19 protein-coding genes are annotated in these 20,552 nt (G+C 67.3%); 9 read left to right on the forward strand and 10 right to left on the reverse strand.

Features of this window, described 5'->3' with window-relative positions:
* Positions 1-66 precede the first annotated feature (66 nt).
* From LH400_RS07875 to LH400_RS07895, 5 genes are all read right to left on the reverse strand, one after another.
* Positions 67-1,092 (reverse strand): carbon-nitrogen hydrolase family protein, encoded by a 1,026-nt coding sequence (locus LH400_RS07875; RefSeq protein ID WP_229152127.1) that lies wholly within the window; start codon positions 1,090-1,092, stop codon positions 67-69.
* A gap of 340 nt (positions 1,093-1,432) precedes the next feature.
* Complete coding sequence (locus LH400_RS26315; protein ID WP_370638352.1) at positions 1,433-2,437, reverse strand: L,D-transpeptidase family protein; 1,005 nt, start codon at positions 2,435-2,437, stop codon at positions 1,433-1,435.
* 293 nt (positions 2,438-2,730) lie between these two features.
* Positions 2,731-3,684 carry an acetyl-CoA carboxylase carboxyltransferase subunit alpha gene (locus LH400_RS07885; RefSeq protein WP_229152128.1) on the reverse strand — a complete coding sequence of 318 codons (954 nt, stop codon included), beginning with the start codon at positions 3,682-3,684 and terminating at the stop codon, positions 2,731-2,733.
* 176 nt (positions 3,685-3,860) lie between these two features.
* Positions 3,861-4,826: a site-specific tyrosine recombinase XerD gene (gene xerD, locus LH400_RS07890; RefSeq protein WP_229152129.1), complete on the reverse strand. Its 966-nt coding sequence runs from the start codon at positions 4,824-4,826 to the stop codon at positions 3,861-3,863.
* Positions 4,823-4,999 (reverse strand): histidine kinase, encoded by a 177-nt coding sequence (locus LH400_RS07895; RefSeq protein ID WP_229152130.1) that lies wholly within the window; start codon positions 4,997-4,999, stop codon positions 4,823-4,825. The genes xerD and LH400_RS07895 overlap by 4 nt, the downstream gene beginning before the upstream one ends.
* A gap of 186 nt (positions 5,000-5,185) precedes the next feature.
* Here LH400_RS07895 and LH400_RS07900 point away from each other — a divergent pair, with 186 nt between their 5' ends.
* The 3 genes from LH400_RS07900 to LH400_RS07910 are packed head-to-tail and all read left to right on the forward strand — an operon-like array spanning position 5,186 to position 8,498.
* The gene (locus LH400_RS07900; protein WP_229152131.1) at positions 5,186-5,767 is read left to right on the forward strand and encodes a shikimate kinase; all 582 of its coding nucleotides are present in this window, start codon (positions 5,186-5,188) and stop codon (positions 5,765-5,767) included.
* Positions 5,764-6,915, forward strand: a complete 1,152-nt coding sequence (gene aroB, locus LH400_RS07905) for a 3-dehydroquinate synthase (protein ID WP_229152132.1) — start codon at positions 5,764-5,766, stop codon at positions 6,913-6,915. The genes LH400_RS07900 and aroB overlap by 4 nt, the downstream gene beginning before the upstream one ends.
* Positions 6,912-8,498, forward strand: a complete 1,587-nt coding sequence (locus LH400_RS07910; RefSeq protein ID WP_229152133.1) for an HlyC/CorC family transporter — start codon at positions 6,912-6,914, stop codon at positions 8,496-8,498. Before aroB ends, LH400_RS07910 begins: the two co-directional genes overlap by 4 nt.
* Positions 8,499-8,525: 27 nt before the next feature.
* Here LH400_RS07910 and LH400_RS07915 read toward each other — a convergent pair whose 3' ends face one another.
* The 4 genes from LH400_RS07915 to LH400_RS07930 form a co-directional block, all read right to left on the reverse strand.
* On the reverse strand, positions 8,526-10,415 hold the full coding sequence (locus LH400_RS07915; RefSeq protein WP_229152134.1) for a transglycosylase domain-containing protein: 1,890 nt from the start codon (positions 10,413-10,415) through the stop codon (positions 8,526-8,528).
* Positions 10,416-10,663: 248 nt separating this feature from the next.
* Positions 10,664-12,394: a SulP family inorganic anion transporter gene (locus LH400_RS07920; RefSeq protein WP_229152135.1), complete on the reverse strand. Its 1,731-nt coding sequence runs from the start codon at positions 12,392-12,394 to the stop codon at positions 10,664-10,666.
* A gap of 71 nt (positions 12,395-12,465) precedes the next feature.
* Positions 12,466-12,744, reverse strand: coding sequence for a helix-turn-helix domain-containing protein (locus LH400_RS07925; RefSeq protein WP_229152136.1), 279 nt, complete (start codon positions 12,742-12,744; stop codon positions 12,466-12,468).
* Positions 12,745-12,869: 125 nt separating this feature from the next.
* Entirely contained in the window at positions 12,870-13,187 is a 318-nt protein-coding gene (locus LH400_RS07930; protein ID WP_229152137.1) for a BolA family protein, read from the reverse strand.
* 139 nt (positions 13,188-13,326) lie between these two features.
* On the opposite strand from LH400_RS07930, the gene LH400_RS07935 reads away from it, so the two are divergent.
* The 3 genes from LH400_RS07935 (at position 13,327) to LH400_RS07945 (ending at position 15,590) form a co-directional block, all read left to right on the forward strand.
* A complete protein-coding gene (locus LH400_RS07935; protein ID WP_229152138.1) occupies positions 13,327-13,932 on the forward strand; it encodes a J domain-containing protein in 606 nt (201 codons plus the stop codon).
* 147 nt (positions 13,933-14,079) lie between these two features.
* Positions 14,080-15,069 carry a cobaltochelatase subunit CobS gene (gene cobS / locus LH400_RS07940; RefSeq protein ID WP_370638353.1) on the forward strand — a complete coding sequence of 330 codons (990 nt, stop codon included), beginning with the start codon at positions 14,080-14,082 and terminating at the stop codon, positions 15,067-15,069.
* 251 nt (positions 15,070-15,320) lie between these two features.
* A complete protein-coding gene (locus LH400_RS07945) occupies positions 15,321-15,590 on the forward strand; it encodes a type II toxin-antitoxin system HicB family antitoxin (protein ID WP_229152140.1) in 270 nt (89 codons plus the stop codon).
* A gap of 12 nt (positions 15,591-15,602) precedes the next feature.
* On the opposite strand, the gene LH400_RS07950 is transcribed toward LH400_RS07945, so the two are convergent.
* The gene (locus LH400_RS07950) at positions 15,603-16,460 is read right to left on the reverse strand and encodes an NAD(P)-dependent oxidoreductase (protein ID WP_229152141.1); all 858 of its coding nucleotides are present in this window, start codon (positions 16,458-16,460) and stop codon (positions 15,603-15,605) included.
* Between the two features lie 239 nt (positions 16,461-16,699).
* On the opposite strand from LH400_RS07950, the gene cobT reads away from it, so the two are divergent.
* The 3 genes from cobT (at position 16,700) to LH400_RS07965 (ending at position 20,431) form a co-directional block, all read left to right on the forward strand.
* Positions 16,700-18,613: a cobaltochelatase subunit CobT gene (gene cobT / locus LH400_RS07955; protein ID WP_255616879.1), complete on the forward strand. Its 1,914-nt coding sequence runs from the start codon at positions 16,700-16,702 to the stop codon at positions 18,611-18,613.
* A gap of 92 nt (positions 18,614-18,705) precedes the next feature.
* Positions 18,706-19,689, forward strand: a complete 984-nt coding sequence (locus LH400_RS07960; RefSeq protein ID WP_229152142.1) for an esterase-like activity of phytase family protein — start codon at positions 18,706-18,708, stop codon at positions 19,687-19,689.
* 202 nt (positions 19,690-19,891) lie between these two features.
* Positions 19,892-20,431 (forward strand): hypothetical protein, encoded by a 540-nt coding sequence (locus LH400_RS07965; protein WP_229152143.1) that lies wholly within the window; start codon positions 19,892-19,894, stop codon positions 20,429-20,431.
* Positions 20,432-20,552 lie beyond the last annotated feature (121 nt).

Raw genomic sequence — 20,552 nt, forward strand, 5'->3', positions numbered from 1 at the left:
GCGNNNGGCCAAGTCTATTTTATCACCTCACGCCGGGAAGGCATTCCAGACGCACCGGTACCGTGCTCAGAAGGCGCCGCGGTTCTCGCTGCGCAGGTCGCCGGTCACGAGACAGGCTTCGTAGAGCCCGGAGCGGGCTTTCCTGCGCCAGGGGCGCGCGGGATCGTCCGGATCGGTCCGCACCTCCGCGATGGCCATGCACGGCAGTCCGTTCGCCGGGCATTGCGCGGCCCAGGTTCCGCTCGGTCCGGCGATCCCGGACGGCACGGCGACGCTCTGCGGTGCATGGGCGGAGAGGCTGACCCACAGCCTCAGGCTTGCTGCATGACCCAGGGCTTCGGCGGCGAAGGCCGGCGCATTGCGGGGCGACCCGCCGGTGGTCGAGAACAGCACGCAGTCGACGCCGAGCCGCTCGTATTCGAGCAGCATCTCGGGAAAGTGCAGTTCCATGCCGAGGGCGCAGCCGAAGCGGGCGCCGTCGATCTCGAAGGTCACGGGGTCACGCCCCGGCGCATACATGAACGAGATTTTCGTGTTGGAGAGCATGCGCTCGTCGTAGCGCGTCACCACCTCTCCCCGATCCGAAACGACGTAGAGGCTGTTGTGCGGCCGGTGCGGCTCGCTCAGCCGATGCACGGACCCTAATACGACCCAGAGCCCGAGTTCGCCGGCGAGCGTCCGCGTCCGCTCCAATTCCTCCCGCAGGACCGTCCATTCGACCCGGGACCAGTCGCTCGGACCCACCTCGTCCGGCCCGGAAGCGGAGAGGATGCGCTTGCCCGGCGAACAGATCGCGCCTTCCGGCAGATGCAGGAGCCGCGCCCCGGCTTCGCTGGCATGCCGCATCAGGCGGCGCATCTCCGCGCCGGCAGCGCGGAGCGCCGGGACGTCGCGAGGATCCTCGAGGAGGCTCGTCTGCGCGACGGCGAGCCGCACCGACCTCACGTCCGGCTGCGCCTCGGGGCACGGCCCCGAAGCGGGCTCGGGCTGAGGGCGATGGCGGCGAACATGCCTGAGGGCGGCGGTATAGGATTCGCCGGTCTTTGCCGCGCGAAAGCGCACGCGGCGCTTCAAATTGCGATTGCGTGTCATGGCCTTGGCCTTTCCACGTCTCGGACGCGACTTCCCCGGCAAACCCGCCCGAAACGCTTCGGACCAGAGATTGCGACCCGAGACGGAAGTCCCTTTGCCTCCGTCCGAGATCGTGCCGGGGACGACCCTTGGAGGTTATGCGCAGGCCACGCGGAACGAGGATGCGAGCCGGCACGCGATTCGTCAATCAGCGGCCGGACGAGGATGTGGAGCGTCCGCTCACCGGCGGCGATGAAGATGGCACCGACCCTCTCGCCAAACGAAAGCCCCCGCGGATCTCTCCGCAGGGGCCATGGGTCTTTCTACTGCGCCGGCGCTCGGGCGGCCGGCGAGCGCCGTATCAGAAGAAGCTGGACAGGAAGGAGGCGCCGCCGTTCGACCGCTTCTCGCCACCGACATAGTTGCCGAGCCGGTCGAAGCCCTCGCGGCGGTGCTGCTCCTGGGCGTAAGCTTCCGGCGTGATCGGCTGGCCGGTGCGATAGCTGAAGGTCGAGGTCTCGGCGAGTTCGCTCGGCGACAGCGAGGAGGCGATCTCGGCTTCCTTGGCCGCGTCCGAGGCCGCCTTCTGCGCGACCTGCGGAGCGAGCGGAACCTGCGGGCACGCGCCGTTCGCCGACAGCCCGGCGACCGTCTCGGCGGTCTGGTCGAAGATGTAGCGCCTCTCGCAGACGCCGACATTCGGCGCCCGGTGCGTGGTCTCGAAATAGTCGGAGCCGGTCTTCAGCATCTTCCAGAAGGCATAGTGCTCGGAATTGCGATGCCGGGCCATGTTCTTCGGCGTCATCCGGAACGGATAGGCCTGGATCTGGAAGGCGCGCTGGCCGCCCTCGAAGGAGTCACGAGCGAGCGCGTAGATCTCCTGGACCTGCGCGTCGTCCATCGCATAGCAGCCGGAAGAGTTGCAGGAGCCGTGGATCATCAGGCTCGATCCGGTGCGCCCGTTGGCCCGGTCGTACTGGTTCGGATAGCCGATATTGATCGCCAGGTGATAGTTCGAGTTCGGGTTCAGCTGGGACGGAGTGACGGTGTAGAAGCCCTCCGGCGCCTGGCGGTCGCCCTCGCGGGTCTTCGGCCCGAGCTTCCCGGACCAGGCGCAGATCTCGTAGGTCTTCAGGAGATCGTAGGTGCCGTCGGTCTTCTGCTTCCAGATCTCGAGGTCGGATTCCTCCTTGTAGAGGCGGACCAGGATTGGCGAGTGGATTCCCATGCCCTTCGCGCTGATCGCCGCGACGAGATCGCCGGGCAGCGGCGCGTTGGCCGGCAGCAGATCATCGTACTGGCATGCGGAAACGGCAAACATGGAAGCGGCGACGATTGCCGCCGTCACGACGCGTCGGACGAACATCCCCTCAACCCCTCGCTCTTCGGCGGCTTCTACGAGCCGCCTTTCCCCTGTCCGGGACCGTCCGGTCGAGCTACCGCCGGCCCCTCGCGTCCGCCATCCGCACCGTTTCCGGCCGATCCGGTCGCGCACTTGCGATCATTGTGCCGCAGTCGTCCTTAAAAAGGTCTTACCCCCGACCTTCAAAACGACTGTTCTTTCGACCGCGCCCCTCTTCTGGACCAAGAGAATGGCATCATTCTGGCAAATGCCGGTGCGGAACGGAAGAACGTCCTGTTGCGCCGCCGCAACAAGGGTCAGAGATTGCGACCGATCGCCAGGAACTTTTCGCGGCGAGCCTGTCTGAGCTCCGGTCCGCTCAGGCCGGAAAGCTCCGAAAGGGCCGTGCGGATCGCCTCCGCGGCCGCGTCGATCGCTGCCGCCGGGGCGCGGTGGGCGCCGCCGACCGGTTCCTCGACGATCGTGTCGACGATGCCGAACCCCTTGAGATCCTGCGCCGTCATCTTCATCGCCTGGGCAACGTCGCGTGCTCTCGTGGAGTCGCGGTAGAGAATGGAAGCGCCCGCTTCCGGCGCGATCACGTTGTAGATCGCGTGTTCCATCATCAGGACCTCGTTGGCGGTGGCGATCGCGATCGCCCCCCCCGAGCCGCCCTCGCCGATCACCAGCGACACGAGCGGAACCTTGAGATTGAGACAGGCCTCGATCGAGCGCGCGATCGCCTCGGCCTGTCCCCGCTCCTCGGCGCCGATGCCCGGATAGGCGCCGGCGGTGTCGACGAGGGTCAGGACCGGGATGGCGAAGCGTTCCGCCATCTCCATGACCCGCACGGCCTTGCGATAGCCCTCGGGTCGGGCCATGCCGAAATTGTGCTTCAGCCGGGTCTGGGTGTCGCTGCCCTTCTCCTGGCCGATGATCGCTACCGACTGGCCGTCGAACCGGCCGAAGCCGGTGATCATCGCGTGGTCCTCGGCAAAATAGCGGTCGCCGGCCAGCGGCACGAAATCGGTGACGATCCGCTCGATATAGTCGAGGCAGTGCGGCCGGTCGGCGTGGCGGGCGACCTGCGTCTTCTGCCAGGGGGTCAGCTTGCGGTAGAGGTCTTCCAGCGCGTCGCGCGAGCGCTTTTCAAGCCGCTGGATCTCTTCGGTGACGTCAACCGCGTTCTCGCCCGCCTCGATCTTCTTCAGTTCGAGGATCTGGCCTTCCAGATCGGCGACCGGCTTTTCGAAATCCAGGTAGTTGTGCATGCGTCCTGCGGCCGTGGCCGTCCTGCGGGGAAGGGAGCGGAGGCGCCGACAGGCGGGCCGCGAGGCGGCTGCGACGGCGCGGGCTGATCGTCCGCATCGCCCCGCCTGCGGCGGAAATGGTTCGCGCGGAAACTGGCGATGGGCTGCCGGCTTGTCAAGCAAGCGATCGCCGTTCCTCAATCCCGGCTTGCCGGCGACAGCGGGTGGTGGTCGGTGACGAGGCGGATCAGCCGCTCCTCGAGGACGTGGGTGTAGATCTGCGTCGTCGAGATGTCGGAATGGCCGAGGAGTTCCTGCACGGCTCTGAGATCCGCCCCGTTCTTCAGGAGGTGGCTCGCAAAGGCGTGGCGCAGGACGTGCGGCGAGATCTTGGCCGCCGGGATCCCGGCCCTTGCGGCGAGCGCCTTCAGATCGCGGGCGAAGGCCTGGCGGGTCAGGTGCCCGCTGTCCGACAGCGCCGGAAACAGCCAGCGCTCATCGGCCTTCGTCCCGGCCGCGCGCATCGCCTCGGCAAAACGCTGAAGCGCATCCACCGCCGCCTCGCCGATCGGCACCATGCGTTCCTTCTCGCCCTTTCCCCTCACCACGATCGCGCGGTTCCTTGTCCTGAGGACGGCGCGCGGCAGGGCGACGAGTTCGGAGACGCGCATGCCGCTGGCATAGAGAAGTTCGACCAGCGCGGCGAGCCGCGCCGCCCGCGCAAGCGCCCCCGGCGACAGCGAGAGATCCTCGGCCTCCGCCGCCGCCCGATCGAGCAACCGGTCGACCTCTTCCTCGCTCATCACCTTGGGCAGCGGGCGCTTCTTGCGGGCGCTTTCGATCGGCCCGGTCGGATCGTCCGCGCGCAGGCCCTCTGTGTAGAGGAAGCGATAGAACTGGCGGAGCGCGGACAACCGGCGCGACCGGCTGGTCTCGGCGAAACCGCGGGCCGCGAGCTCTCCGACATAGGCCCGCACGCCGTCGGTATCGGTGCCGCCGAGCGATGTTCCGCGGCCGCCGAGAAAGGCCGAGGCGTCTTCCAGATCGCGGCGATAGGCGGCGATCGTGTTGTCCGAAGCGCCGCGCTCGACCGCCATCATCTCCAGGAAGGCTTCGACGTCGATGCCGTCACGGCCGGGTGCGATCGCTTTCGTCCGGCTCATTCGCGGAGCCTTCCCGCGGCGGCGGTCGAATCCGGCGCAAGTTGCGGCAACGGCACGTCGACCGTGACCTCGTTGCGCGTCGGCTCGACGAAGTAGACGAGCGCGGCCATGATGCCGTAGAGGATGCCGGCGAAGATGGCGAGCGTCGTCAGGAGGCGTACGAGGGTCGGCATCGGGGGGTCGGCGCACTCTCGTGTCGGGCGAAGCGTTCAAAATTCGACGTTTCGCTTCTAGTGGGAATGGCGCAGGACGCAAGCGACGCCATCGCTGGCTTCTGCGATAGCACGCCGTGCTTAAAAATCCTTGACGGACGGCGAGGCGGAGACCGGTTGCGGCCGGACGGCACGACGGAAGGGCGAATGACGAGCGAGACAGTGCCGCAACAGACGGCGACCATTCCGGATCGCCTCGCGGGGCGGCCGCTGGTGCTGATCGGGCTGATGGGGGCCGGCAAGACGACGGTCGGCCGCAAGCTCGCCGCGATGCTGGACCTGCCTTTCCGCGATTCCGATGCCGAGATCGAGGCGGCGTCGCGCATGACCATCCCCGAACTCTTCGAGGCCTATGGCGAGCCCGAGTTCCGCGCGCTCGAAGCGCGGGTGATCGGGCGGCTTGCAGCCGAGGGCCCGCAGGTGATCGCAACCGGCGGCGGCGCCTATATGCAGGAGGAAACCCGGCGGATGTTCGCCGAGACGGCTGTCACGGTCTGGCTGAAGGCCGACATCGACACGCTGCTCGAACGCGTCGCCCGCAGATCCAACCGCCCGCTTCTGAAGACCGGCGACCCGAGGGAGATCATGCAGCGCCTGATCGACATCCGTTACCCGGTCTATGCCGAGGCCGACATCACCGTCGTCACGCGCAACGTCAAGCGCGAGGTCGTGGCCGCCGACATCATCGAGGCGCTGGACCGCTTTCTCGAACCGGAGACTGCCCGATGATCCACCCCGCCGCGGGCACCTCCCCCGAACGCAGCACTCTCAGCCGCACGGTCGCCGTGGCTCTGGGAGAGCGCTCCTACGACATCCTGATCGGTCCCGGCCTCCTCGACGCAGCCGGCGAGACGATCGCGGCGCGCCTTGCCGGCGCCCGTGTCGCCGTCGTCACCGACGAAACGGTGGCGGGCCTCCATTTGGAACGGCTGCGGATCGCGCTGATGAGCGCCGGGATCGACCACTCTGAAATCGTCCTTCCGGCCGGAGAGACGACCAAGGCCTTCTCCCATCTCGAACGCGTCGTCGACGGACTGCTCGCGGCGAAGTTCGAGCGCACCGATGCGGTGGTCGCCCTCGGCGGCGGCGTCATCGGCGATCTCGCGGGCTTTGCCAGCGCCATACTCAAGCGCGGCATGCGCCTCGTCCAGGTCCCGACCACGCTCCTCGCCCAGGTCGATTCCTCCGTCGGCGGCAAGACCGGCATCAACACGCCGCGCGGCAAGAACCTCGTCGGCGCCTTCCACCAGCCGGCGCTGGTGCTCGCCGACACTGCGCTTCTCGACACGCTGCCGCCCCGGCAGTTCGCCGCCGGCTATGCCGAGGTGGTCAAATACGGGCTGATCGACCGGCCGGACTTCTTCGCCTGGCTCGACGAAAACCGCGAGGCGGTGTTCGCCGGCGGCGCGGCGCGCACTGACGCGATCTCGGTCAGTTGCGAGGCGAAGGCCGCGGTTGTCGCCGCCGACGAGCGCGAGACCGGCGCCCGTGCGCTCCTCAATCTCGGCCACACCTTCGGCCACGCGCTGGAAGCGGCCGTGCGCTACGACCCGGCCCGCCTCGTCCACGGCGAGGGCGTGGCGATCGGCATGGCGCTGGCCCACCGATTCTCGGCGCGGCTCGGTCTCTGTCCGGCCGCCGACGCCGAGCGCGCCGCCGCGCATCTCGCCGCGGCCGGCCTGCCGACGAAGATCTCCGAGATCCCGGGGCCGGCGCTCGATGCGGAGACGCTGATGACCGCGATCGCCCAGGACAAGAAGGTCCGCCGCGGGCATCTGACCTTCATCCTGACGCGCGGCATCGGCCAGGCCTTCGTGGCGAACGACGTCGATCCGGCAGTCGTCGAATCCTTCCTTGACGAGGAACTTGCGCGATGACGACGGCGCTATGGATCTATGTCGCGATCGTCTTTCTGCTGGTCGCGATCTCGGCCTTCTTCTCCGGCTCGGAGACCGCGCTGACGGCGGCCTCGCGCGCCCGGCTGATGAGCTACGAGAAGAACGGCGATGTCAGGGCCGCCATCGTGCAGCGGCTGATCGAGAAGAAGGACCGGCTGATCGGCGCGCTTCTCATCGGCAACAACCTCGTCAACATCCTCGCCTCGTCGCTGGCGACGACGGCCTTCATCGGCCTGTTCGGCGAGACCGGCGTCGTCTATGCGACCATCGCAATGACCATCCTCGTCGTCATCTTCGCCGAGGTGCTGCCGAAGTCTGCGGCGATCGCCCGGCCCGACGGCTTCGCGCTGATCGTCGCGCGCCCGGTTCGGATCGCCGTCGCCCTCTTCACCCCGCTCACCGCGGCGGTCAATTTCATCGTGCGCAAGATCCTCACCCTGTTCGGCATGAATCTCCAATCCGGCGCTTCGCTGCTCACCGCGCACGAGGAACTGCGCGGCGCGGTCGAGGTGCTGCATCGCGAGGGCTCGCTCATCAATGCCGACCGCAACCGCCTCGGCGGCCTTCTCGACCTGCATGAGCTCGAGGTCTCCGACGTCATGGTCCACCGCACCGGCATGCGGCAGGTGAACGCCGACGACGCGCCGACCGAGGTCGTCAAGCAGATCCTCGAAAGCCCCTATACGCGCCTGCCGCTCTGGAAGGGCCATTACGACAACATCGTCGGCGTCGTTCACGCCAAGGACCTTCTGCGCGCGCTGCACGAGGTCGACAACGACCCGTCGAAGGTGAACATCCTGAAGATCTGCGCCAAGCCCTGGTTCGTGCCGGAGACGACGACGCTGCAGGACCAGCTCAACGCCTTCCTGCGCAGGAAGACGCATTTCGCCATCGTGGTCGACGAATATGGCGAGGTGGAAGGGCTGATCACGCTGGAGGACATCCTGGAGGAGATCGTCGGCAACATCGCCGACGAGCACGACGTCGACATGCAGGGCGTGCGGACCGAGGCCGACGGCTCGGTCGTGGTCGACGGCCAGGTCCCGATCCGCGACCTCAACCGCGCCCTCGACTGGAACCTGCCGGACGACGAGGCGGTGACGATCGCCGGCCTCGTCATCCACGAGACCCAGACGATCCCCGAGGAGCGCCAGGCCTTCACCTTCTTCAACAAGCGCTTCACCGTCCTCAAACGGGAGAAGAACCGGATCGCGCAGCTGCGGATCCGGCCGGCAACGGTCCTGGTGCCGCCGAAGAAGCTCGGCTCGGCGCCCGCGGCGGTCGAAGCGCCGCCGTCGCTCGACGACGACGAGTTCGGCTACGAGGTGGAGGCGGAAATCCCGCGTGAGGCGATCGAGGATCCCGGCAACGCCGCGCTCCTCGGCGAAATGGCTCCCGACGACATCGGCCCGCCCCGTGAGGCGCAGGCGATAGCCGCCGCCGAGGTCAAGGCGGACTTGGAACGGGAAGACGCCGGACGCGCCGAGGGCGACCGGAACGCGGCGAAGGAGCCTTCGGAGAACGAAGGCGAGACCGAACGGAACGGAGCTGCCGAACGTTGACCGCCCGGGCCGTTCCCGGCTGCTGGATCAGCGAGCCGCGACCCGCGAAGCCGGCTGGTGGGCGACGAGCGCCGGCGACTGGGGCGGCAGCGGCACCGGGCAGCCGAGCGGCTCGGAATAGCCCTTCGGATGGATGTTCGAATTGATGTTCTTCACCATCGAGACCAGAGCCGCCGAGGAATAGTGCCGCGTCAGACGCGACGGGTCGGTCGCGCCCGCCGAGACCAGCACCGTATAGGCCTTGGTGAAGGTGATCAGCGTGATCTGGCGGTTGTCGTCCGAGGTTCCTGTCTTGGCCGCGACCTCCTGCACGAAGCGGCTGCCGAATGCGGTGCCGCCCGGCCCGGTTACCTTCGAGAGCATGGCCTGCAGCGTGTCGAAACCGGCGAGCAGCTTGGCGTCCGGGAGCAGCGGCTTCGGCGTCTGGCGGAAGACGATCGCCTGGGTCGCGCGGTCGCGGGCCTCCTCGATGATCAGCGGTCCGTTGGAGACCTTGCCGCAGCTGGCGATCGTCACATAGGCGTCGAGGAGGTCCATCAGGTCGACCGGCTCGGCGCCGAGCGCCAGCGAGCGCTCCGGTGAGCCGGCAAAGCGGAATTCAGTGTCGATCCGCTTGAGCAGGGCATTGGCACAGGCGGCGCCGTAGCGCTGCATCAGCCGCACGAAGGGCGGGTTGCGGCTGGCGATGATTGCCCGCTCGAAGCTGATCCTGCCAAGATAGCGCCGATCGCCGTTCCTGACCGGCGGGATGCCGAGCGCCGTATCGAGAACCGGTGTCGTCGCGCTCCAGCCATGCGAGACGATGGCGCAGAGCGCCTCCAGCGGCTTGACCGTGGAGCCGGGATAGATGCGGTCGCCGGGCGATGCGACCATCGCCTTGATGCCGCCGGTGCGGTTGTCGACGATCACCGCCGAGAGCCGGTCGTAGCCGGCGCGCTTGAGCCGCGGGTAATAGATGGCGATGGCCCGGTCGAGATAGAGCTGGATCTCCGAGGAATAGGTCGTCAGGACGTCGAGCGTCCTGTCGCTGTCGCCGAATTCGCGGCTCAGCCGGGCGATGGCGAGATCGCGCGCCGGCGCAAACTGGTCGCTGAGCCGCGCCGAGCCGTCGAAGGCGTGCTTTGCGAAGCGGTGCGGCAGGTTCGGATCGTCCACCGCCTTGGCCGTCAGCGTCACTGGCGCGATGCCCATCTCCGACAGGAGGCGGCGCGCCTGCGCCATGTTGCGCGGCTTGGTCGGATTGCCGGCGGTCGGGTTCTTGATGGTGACGGCAAGGCTCGCCGCCATGTCCGGCGTGAAGGCGATAGTCTGCGCGCGCTCGCGCTTGAAGGAATAGCCGAAATAATAGCGCGCGGCCGCTTCGACGCCTTTCGTGCCATGCCCCATGAAGGGCGTGTTGAAATAGAATTCCAGGAGCTGCTTCTTGTCGAAATGCCACTCCAGCCAGAGCGCGATGGCAAGCTCGTCAAACTTCCTGAAGATGTCGTGGCGATCGCCGACATAGAGCTGCTTGGCGAGCTGCTGGGTGATGGTGGAGCCGCCGCGCGGATCCTCGCCGAACTGGCTCGCCACCGCCTTGCCGAGGGCGATCGGGTTGAAGCCGAGATGGTAGAAGAACCAGGAATCCTCGCTGGCGAGGATGGCGTCGCGCATCACCTCCGGCACGTCGTCATAGTCGACATACATCATCTCCTCGGTCGGCGCGTTCCAGGGCGCGGCCTCATGCTCCGGCAGATGGACGACGAGCTTGTTGGAGTGGACGCGCTGGATCGTCAGCGCGACCGAGGCACCGTACTGGCGGGCGACGAGATCGACCCAGCTGTGGATGAGTGCGAGTCCGCAGGCGAACAGGAGAAGGAGGAAGACGATCGCGAGGGCGAAGCCGGATCTTCGTCTGCGGCGCGGCGCCTCGCTCATCGACCATCCCCATCGTCAACCGAAAATTAACCATGTCGATATGGGCGTACCGGAATCGCCGCGCAACGTTCTCGAACGATGCGACCGCTCTCTCGGACTTGCGCCGCTCCCGTCATCCGCGCGCATGCCGACATTCGAGGGAATGGAAAGCGCAGAGGCGGATCTGCGTCGGGGCGCTGCGGAGGATCACGGCGGGAGAGGCCCTTCCGCAAGGGCGGGCGACCAGCCCGTCCCCCGACCGCGCAAGGTCAGGCGGCCGGCAGAGCTTCGCGAAGGTCAGGCCGCTCGCCGAGGCGCGAGCGCGCCTTGCGGACCGCCTCGTCGACGCTTGCACAAAACCGTGATTCGCCGCCGGCATGGTCCTGCAGAGCGAGGATTCGCCGGGTCGCCTCGCCCGCCCCCGCGAAGAGGACGCTGGCGCCGCGGCGCTCCGCCTTCTTGACGAAGCCGGCGATCGTCGCCCCGGCGGAACTGTCGATGAAGGGGACGTCGGAGAAGTCGAGAATGGTGACCTTCGGCCGCTCCGCGATGCGGTCGAGCACGGTGCCGACGCTGGCGGCTGCGCCGAAGAAGAAGGCGCCGGAGATGCGGCACACGAAGATGTCGTGATCCTCGACCAGCCTCTCCGGATAGGGCTCAGCGCCACGATCGCTGTCGGCGCGGTCGGCTTCGGCGATCGCCGCGGCGCGGCTTTCCACGGTGACGGCATTGGCCATGCGGTGCAGGAAGAGCAGCGCGCCGAGCGCGAAGCCGACGAGGATGCCCTCCGTCAGGTCTCGGAAGACGACCAGGAGGAAGGTCGCCGAGACCACCAGCGCGTCGCCGCGCGAGGCGCGCAGGAGTCCTGCGAATTCGGCCTTTTCCGCCATGTTCCAGGCGACGAAGAGGAGGACGGCCGCGAGCGCGGCGAGCGGGATGTAGCTGGCGAGCGGGGCGGCGACGAGGACGAAGAGGAGCAGGAAACCCGAATGCAGCATGCCGGATATCGGGCTCCTGGCGCCCGAGCGCACATTCGTCGCCGTGCGGGCAATCGTCCCGGTCACGCAGATGCCGCCGAACAGCGAGGCGGCGACATTGGCCACGCCCTGCGCCACGAGCTCGCAGTTCGAGCGATGCCGGCGCCCGCTCATGGAATCGGCGACGACCGCCGACAGCAGGCTCTCGATCGAGCCGAGCAGCGCGAAGGAGACGGCGGCGGGAAGCGCAGCAAAGATCCTTGCCGGCGACAGGTCCGGCAGATGCGGCGCCGGCAAGGAGGACGGGATGCCGCCGAACCGGCTGCCGATCGTGGCGATGTCGAGCCCGCCCGCGACCGCCGCCAGTGAACCGGCGGCGACGGCGATCAGCAGCACCGGCCAGTGCGGGCGGTACCGGCGCACGGCGAGGATCACCGCCAGGGTCAAAAGAGCGACCGCGACCGTCGGCGCGTCGAGCGTTTCGGCGGCGGCGGCGAGTGCGGCGAGCTTGTCGATCAGCGGCCCGGGCTCGGCGCCGGGAAGGGTGAGGCCGAAGAACTCCCGAAGCTGGGTCGAGGCGATGATCACGGCGATGCCGGCCGTGAAGCCGACCGTGACCGGATAGGGAATGTATTTGACGAAGGTGCCGAGCCTGAGGATCCCGATCGCCGCCAGGATGAGGCCGGACAGGAAGGTCGCGAGGATCAGGCCCTCGACCCCTTGCGCGGCGGCCGTCGCGGAAACGAGCAGGATGAAGGCGCCGGCCGGCCCACCGATCTGGAACCGGCTGCCGCCGAGAAGCGAGACGAAGAAGCCGCCGACGATCGCGGTGACGAGGCCCCGATCCGGCGAGACGCCCGACGCGATCGCGATCGCCATGGACAGCGGCAGGGCCACGATCGCCACGGTCAGGCCGGAGACGAGATCCGCCCTGAAGGCGGCGCGGTCGTAGCCCTCGCGCAGCACGGTGACGAGCTTTGGGGTGAACATGTCGCCGAAGCTGACGGTCCGCAGCGATCCCATCTCAGACCGCATCCTTTCCACGCCGGCGCGACTGTCCGGCCCGTGCCTGGAAGGCGGCCGTCGCCCGCCGCCTACTTTCCCCCGACGGGACCCGCAGGCCCGACCGGCTCCCGCAATCTGACGCCGCGCCCCGTCGCGTGGCTCGGCGCATTGTCGGCGATCAACTCTATCCCGGCCGCGTTCAGCGCCGACACCACCTTTTCCAGCGTGTCGACGACGCCGCGGACCGTTCCTTCGCTGGCCTCCATCCGCTGGATGGTGGGAAGCGAAACGCCGGCCAGCGCCGCCAGGGCGCGTTGGTCGATCCCGAGCAGCGCCCGTGCGGCGCGCATCTGCGCGGCAGTGATCACACGGGCTCCTGTCTCATCGGTGGATAGGGATGTATCATATGGCCCTTATGATGTCTAGAACATCAACAATGAGGTTATATCCGCAATAACCGACGGAGCGACTGCGGGATGCAAGGCGGCCCGCCTCAGGCCCAGCGCACCGCCTCGCCCGGCGCCGCCGCCTCGATCGCCAGTGCATGCACGCCGGCGGAGAGCTCGTCCTTGAGCGCCGCGTTGATCGCACGGTGACGGGCGACGCGGGACTGGCCGGCGAAGGTGCCGCTGATCAGCCGCACGCGGAAATGCGTTTCGCCCGATCCGTCGAAGGCGGCATGATGATCGCTGCCCCCGGGATCGCCGGCGTGGTGGTGGCCGGCATGCATGTGACTCTCGTCGATCACGACCAGCCGTTCGGGCTGGAAAGCCTCGGTGAGCTTCTTCTCGATCGTCGCCTTGGTGCTCATGATATCGCCTCCGTGATGCGGTTCGCGGCCCGGTGCGTGCCGAAGCTTGCGCGAGGCCGCCGAACCCCCTTGAATTTCGGGCTTTTTCCGGTCTGTCAATTCTTGTTCGTCACGCGTGTGGGCACCATAATCCGCAGCGATGAAGCTCGACTCCAAATATTTCGACGCGATCCGCGTCAAAGGCAAACGCAAGGCGGAGCCTGCGCGCGCCCCCGAATGCGCCTGGGAAGGATGCAACGAGGCCGGCGTGTACAAGGCGCCGATGGGCCGCGACCACGAGGGCCAGTACCTCAATTTCTGCGTCGACCACGTTCGCCAGTACAACAAGTCGTACAACTACTTCTCCGGGCTGAACGACGAGGCGATCCAGCGCTATCTGAAGGATTCGCTCACCGGCAACCGGCCGACCTGGACGATGGGCCACAGCGGCGCCAAACCGTCGAGCGCCCGCGCGCGCACGGCCCGCAATTTCAAGGGCGGCGCGCGCGATCCGTTCAACCTCTTCGGCGAGGACGGGGCGCCGCGACCGGCTCCGCGGCGGCGCAAGGTGCGCCCGCTCGAGGAGAAAGCGTTCGAAACGATGGGTCTTGCCGCGGAATCGTCTGGCGAAGATATCCGGCGGCGCTATAAGGAACTCGTCAAGCAGCTGCATCCGGACGCCAATGGCGGCGAACGGTCGACGGAGGACCGGCTGCGGGACGTCATTCAGGCCTACAAGCTTTTGAAGCAGTCGGGTTTTTGCTAAGCCCATCGAGCGAGCGCCCCGCCACTCGATAAAATCCGGTCTTCAGGGCGCGGCCGACTTCATTCTCCCGAGGGCAGACAGGTTCGCGTCCCACGGGATGACAGCGACATGTGCCGGTCGGGCGCCGCGGCGCCGGCCCTTGGAGGTATGATGAGTACTGCGGAACAGGAAGTGGCAGCCCTTCCGGACGCCACGATCTCCGTCCGCGAGACCTTCGGTTTCGACAGCGATCTGACCGTGCCGGCGTTCTCGGAGGCAAACGAGCACGTGCCGGAGATCGATCCGGACTATCTGTTCGATCGTCCGACGACGCTGGCGATCCTCGCGGGCTTTGCGAAGAACCGGCGGGTGATGGTCTCCGGCTATCACGGGACGGGCAAGTCGACGCATATCGAGCAGGTTGCGGCGCGGCTCAACTGGCCCTGCGTGCGCGTCAACCTCGACAGCCATGTCAGCCGCATCGATCTCGTCGGCAAGGACGCGATCACCGTGCGCGACGGCATGCAGGTCACCGAGTTCCGCGACGGCATCCTACCCTGGGCCTATCAGCACAATGTCGCGCTGGTCTTCGACGAATACGATGCCGGTCGCCCGGACGTGATGTTCGTGATCCAGCGGGTGCTGGAATCCTCCGGCCGGCTGACGCTGCTCGACCAGAGCCGCGTCGTCAGGCCGCACCCGGCCTTCCGCCTGTTCGCGACCGCCAACACCGTCGGCCTCGGCGACACGACCGGCCTATATCACGGCACCCAGCAGATCAACCAGGCGCAGATGGACCGCTGGTCGATCGTCACGGTGCTGAACTACCTGCCGCACGACAACGAGGTGGGCATCGTCGCCGCCAAGGCGAAGAGCTTCGCGACGCCCGAGGGCCGCAAGACCATCTCGCAGATGGTGCGCGTCGCCGATCTCACCCGCTCGGCCTTCGTCAATGGCGATCTGTCGACCGTGATGAGCCCGCGCACGGTGATCACCTGGGCGGAGAACGCCGAGATCTTCGGCGAGATAGGCTTCGCCTTCCGCCTGACCTTCCTCAACAAGTGCGACGAGCTGGAGCGGCCGCTGGTCGCCGAGTTCTACCAGCGCGCGTTTGGCGAGGAACTGCCGGATTCGAGCGCGAATCTGGTGCTGGACTGAGGGCCGTGTCGGTCGGCTGATGGGCAAGACTCTCGACAGGATGCGTGCCAACCCGAGGGCGGATTGGCAGATCGAAGATGTAGAGAGAGTATGCCGAGAGGCGGCTTGGTCTGCCTGAAACCGAGCCGGGGATCGCACTACAAGATCGGTGACCCGGCCGGAGGTCGCCGCTATACGATTCCGGCCCGGAGGCCTATAAAGGCGACGTATATTCAGGAGTTCCTGAAGTTCTTGGAGGAGATCGGCAGGGCATGACCTCCGACCCGACGTTGAAAACTGCCGACGGTCGGCCATTTGACCCTGCGGCCTACGAAGTGCACCTGCGCCCGCTCACTGAAGACGAGGGCGGCGGCTGGCTCGCGACAATTCCGGACCTGCCAGGCTGCATGGGCGACGGCGAGACCGAAGCCGAGGCGATCATCGATGTCCGGCAAGCCGCGCTCGAATGGGCCGATGCCGCCGTGGCGGATGGTGAACACCTCCCCGCCCCTTCCTATCTCGCTCTCGACGCGGCAGAGTAAGTCTCGGCGCCCTCACCGATAGAGCTTCGCCAGCGCCGTCATGTTCTCCGCTCCCAGCCCCTCCGCCATCGCCCGCTCGAAGGTCTCATGCACGTGCTGCACCAGCGGCGCCTTGTCGGCGCCCGCCAGCGCCAGGGCATAGCGGAAGTCCTTGTCGATCAGCTCGACCGGGAATTTCGGGTCGAAGTCGCCCGACATCATCGAATTCGTCAGATAGCCGAAGTTGGGCGCCCACACCGCCGTCTTCGCGATCGCATCGACGGCCGCCTTCGTGTCCACCGGCGCGCGATCGAGCATCCCGATCACCTCGGCCCAGGCCGCGACGTTGACGCCGAGGATGGCGTTGGTCGCAAGCTTCACCGTCGCGCCGTCGCCCCATGCGCCGACCCGCGTAAACGTCTTGCCGAGCGGCTGCAGGACGGGCTCGGCCCGATCCAGCGCGTCCGCCTCGCCGGCGAGGAAGAAGACGAGGCCGGCATTCTCGGCCTGCGGCAGCGTGCCGGAGACCGGCGCCTCGACGAGGTCGACGCCCTTCTCCGCCATCTTCGGCCCGAGTTCGCGCACCCATTGTGGCTGCAGCGTCGAGATTTCCACCGCCGTCTTGCCGCGCGCCATGCCGGCGAGGGCACCGGTCTCCGCGTCCAGCCAGACCGCGCGCGAGGCCTCGTCGTCGGCGACCATGGCGAGGACGACGTCCGTCATCTCCCCGGCCTCGCGCGGCGAGGACGCGGCCTTGGCGCCGGCCTCGACGAAGGGTTTCGTCTTCTCCTCGCTGCGGTTCCAGACGACAAGATCGGCGCCGGAGTCGAGGAGGTTCTTCGCCAGGCGCGATCCCATCGCGCCGAGGCCGAGAAATGCGATTTTAGACATGGTGTTCTTCCGACAGTTTGGGTCCGCAAGGATCGAGAGCGGGTCATCGTCGCCCGCGACCCTCGGCCGTTGATCGCCTAACTCAGGTCGGACGCCGCGGTTTCAAGGGCGGCCGCTCGCGCCTGCCGGCGCAGCCGCCGCCCATGCGGTTCCGCGCCGCGCGCCCGCCCCCGTCAATTTGCCGCCTCCGGCCCGTCCTCCCTTGCCGCAGGGCCCGCCCGAGGCCTATTTGTCGGGTCATGAGCAAGATCGGCGACAACAAACGTCCCCCCCAGCCCAAGGCCACCGACCGCGAGCCCTTCCGGCGCGCGGTGGCGGGCGCCCTCAGAGCGATCGCGGGCGAGCCGGAGATGGAGGTCACCTTCTCCTCCGAACGCCCCGGCCTTGCCGGCAACCGCGCCCGCCTGCCCGAGCTGCCAAAGCGCGCGACGAAGACCGACGTCAGCGTCACGCGCGGCCTCGCCGACGCGATGGCGCTGAGGAAGGCGCGGCACGACAGCCGGCTTCATGCCCATCTGTCGCCGGAGGGGCGCGGCGCGCGGGCGGTCTACGACGCCGTCGAACAGGCGCGCTGCGAGGCGATTGGCGCCAATGCCATGCGCGGCGTCGGCGACAATCTCGCCTCCATGCTCGAGGACAAGTATTTCCGCTCCAACCTGTCCGACGTCACCGACAAGGCCGAGGCGCCGATCGAGGACGCGGTCGCGCTGATGGTCCGCGAGAAGCTCACCGGCCGCCCGGTGCCGCAAAGCGCGCGCGCCCTGGTCGACATCTGGCGCGACTTCGTCGAGGAGAAGGCCGGGACGAAGTTCGACAAGCTGTCGGAGACGCTGGAGGACCAGCAGGCCTTCGCGCGCGCCCTGCGCGACATGCTGGTCTCGCTCGAAATGGCCGAGGAGCTTTCGGACGAGAACCAGACCGAGGAAAACGACGAGGACGAGGAACAGGGCGACAATCAGAGCCGCGATTCGGAGGAAGGCGGCTCGGAGAAGGACGCCGGCAGCGAGGACGCCCAGGCCGAGGAATCGGAGACCGAGGGCGAGAACGAGGAGACGGCGGAGGCCGAATCCTCCGAGGTCTCGGCCGACGACCCGGTCGACGACGACACGCAGGACACCGAGACGCCCGGCGAATCGCGCCGTCCCAACCAGCCGCTCAACAACCAGATGGGCGATCTCGACTACAAGGTCTTTGCGACCTCTTTCGACGAGGTGGTCGGCGCCGAGGACCTGTGCGACGAGGCCGAGCTCGACCGTCTCAGGGCCTTTCTCGACAAGCAGCTCGCCTCCCTCTCAGGCGTCGTCGGTCGGCTCGCCAACCGGCTGCAGCGCCGCCTGATGGCGCAGCAGAACCGCTCCTGGGACTTCGATCTCGAGGAGGGCTATCTCGACACGGCCCGGCTCACCCGTCTGGTCATCGATCCGATGCAGCCGCTCTCCTACAAGATGGAGCGGGACACCGAATTCCGCGACACAATCGTCACCCTCCTGATCGACAATTCCGGGTCGATGCGCGGCCGGCCGATCACCGTCGCGGCGACCTGCGCCGACATCCTGGCGCGGACGCTGGAGCGCTGCGGCGTGAAGGTCGAGGTGCTCGGCTTCACCACCCGGGCCTGGAAGGGCGGCCAGTCGCGCGAGGCGTGGCTGAAGGCCGGCAAGCCGGCCAAGCCCGGCCGGCTGAACGACCTCCGGCACATCATCTACAAGAGCGCCGACGCCCCCTGGCGGCGGGCCCGGCGCAATCTCGGCCTGATGATGCGCGAGGGGCTCCTGAAGGAGAACATCGACGGCGAGGCGCTGATCTGGGCGCACAACCGCCTGCTCGCCCGGCCGGAGCAGCGGCGCATCCTGATGATGATCTCGGACGGCGCGCCGGTCGACGATTCCACCCTGTCGGTCAATCCCGGCAACTATCTCGAGCGCCACCTCAGGGCGGTGATCGAGGAGATCGAGACCCGCTCGCCGGTCGAACTCCTGGCGATCGGCATCGGCCACGACGTCACCCGCTACTATCGCCGCGCCGTGACGATCGTCGATGCCGAGGAACTTGCCGGCGCGATGACCGAGCAGCTCGCCGACCTCTTCGAGGAAGAGGGCTCCGGGCGTAGCGGCTCCGGGCGGCGCCGGGTTGCGATGGGCGGGCGCCGTTGAGGCGAGGAGCATCGGCAGGACGTAGACGCGCACGGACCGGCTCTGCGGCGCTGATCGCTCCGGCGGCGGGCCTTGCCTTTGCGGCCGCCGCCATGGCCGCTCTTCCGGCGGCCCCCGCAGCGGCCGCCGACAGCATCGCAGTAGACGCCAAGCCCATCCGGCAGTTCCGCAGTGGCTCGGACACCTCGCGCTTCGGCGCCCTCGCCTTCGTCGGAGGGTTCGAATTCCGCTCGGGCGACTGGCGGCTTCACGGCCTCTCGGCGATCCGGCTGCAAAATGGCGGCAGGGCCTTCCTGGCGGTCACGGATAGCGGCTCCTGGATTCTAGGCGCGATCGACCGCGACGCCTCGGCGTCTCCAATCGGGCTGTCCGATGTCGAGATCGCGCCGCTGACCGGCCTCGACGGCGCGCCCATGTCGGGAAAGATCGCGGCCGATGCCGAATCGCTCGCCCTTTCCGGCGACCGGGCCATCGTGGGCTTCGAGCGGCGGCACCGGATCTTCTCCTATCCGCTGCCGGAGCCGATGACCGCACGCCCGCGCAACGTGCCGCTGCCGGTCCCGCGCAAGGAGCTGCGGTCCAATCGCGGACTGGAGGCGCTCGCCGCCTCGCCGCCGGATTCTCCGCTCGCCGGCGCGGTCATCGCCGTCGCCGAGCGCTCGATCGATCCGGCCGGCAACCTCTTCGCCGGGATCTTCGGCGGCCGCGAGAACGGCGTCTTCAAGGTGAGGCGCGACGCCGAATGGGACGTCTCGGACGCGACCTTCCTGCCCTCCGGCGATCTCCTCCTCCTGGAGCGGCGCTATCAGGGCTGGCTCTCCGGCCTCGGCATCCGCATCCGCCGCATCGCCGGCGGCACGATCCGGCCGGACGCGCTCGTCGACGGGCCGGTGATCTTCTCGGCGGACCTCTCCGACGAGATCGACAACATGGAAGGGATCGACGCCTGGACGGACGCGGCCGGCGAGACGCGCCTGACCCTCGTCTCCGACGACAACGGCTCGATCTTCCAGCGCAATCTGATCCTGGAGTTCAGACTGGTCGAGGACGGGCTCGAAGCAGCGCCGTCGAACTGAGATACCGCGATCTTGAAGTCATGGGCTGCGCCTCGGCGCACGACTCACCGTTTCCACCCAATCCACAGTTTATATCTCCCGGCTCTAGACTCGTTAACCACGACTCGTTACGACTCGTTAACCACGACTCGCAACGGTCGACCTGTTTGGAGATTGATCAAGGAGACTTGCAACGAGCAAGAGACTCAGGCATAGACGAATTATGGAAACGCAAACGCTGCCAGTTCAAGACTACATCGCACAACGCCGAGCCGAACTCGAAGCCTTGGAAGCGGAAGCTCGCCGGAAGTTAGACTGGATCGTCGCCGAACGAGAGATTCTTGATCGAATGTCTGACGCTGCAGGCGTTTTTGAATTGCCGGTAGCCGCCACACAACGTGGTTCAGTTGCCAAAAAAGCAGAGCCGGGCGACGCTAAGCCTCGGCGAATTCAACGAGCCAAGACGTCAACGATCAAGATGGCCGTTTTGAAAGTCCTGGAATCGGAGCCGAATGGCTTAACGGCGCCTGAAATGCTTCCATTGGTCAACGAGTCTCTGGGAATCGAGTACCCACGCAGCAGTCTAAGTCCCCAGCTTTCCCGATTGAAGGCCGAAGGAGATTTGGTTTTGGCAGGCAAGAAGTGGGTGTTGTCCAAAACGAATAAGGCCTCTGACGCTGGTCCCACCAAGGAGTCGTCAGAGGCCTTCGTATTCAACCCCCAAGCACAAGACCGTGAAGCCGGTTCGGGAGATGGTACATGATAATATCGTAGTCTTTTAGCATTGGGCGAGCCGAGCGTTGCTTGGCTCTCCCCTAGTGTGGGCGCGGTTACGGCCGGTGCCAGGGAACGATTTGCAGCGTCTCCCCCTGGGGTTCGACACC

This window comes from Jiella soli, from assembly GCF_020615385.1.
Lineage (GTDB): Bacteria > Pseudomonadota > Alphaproteobacteria > Rhizobiales > Rhizobiaceae > VKMB-3413.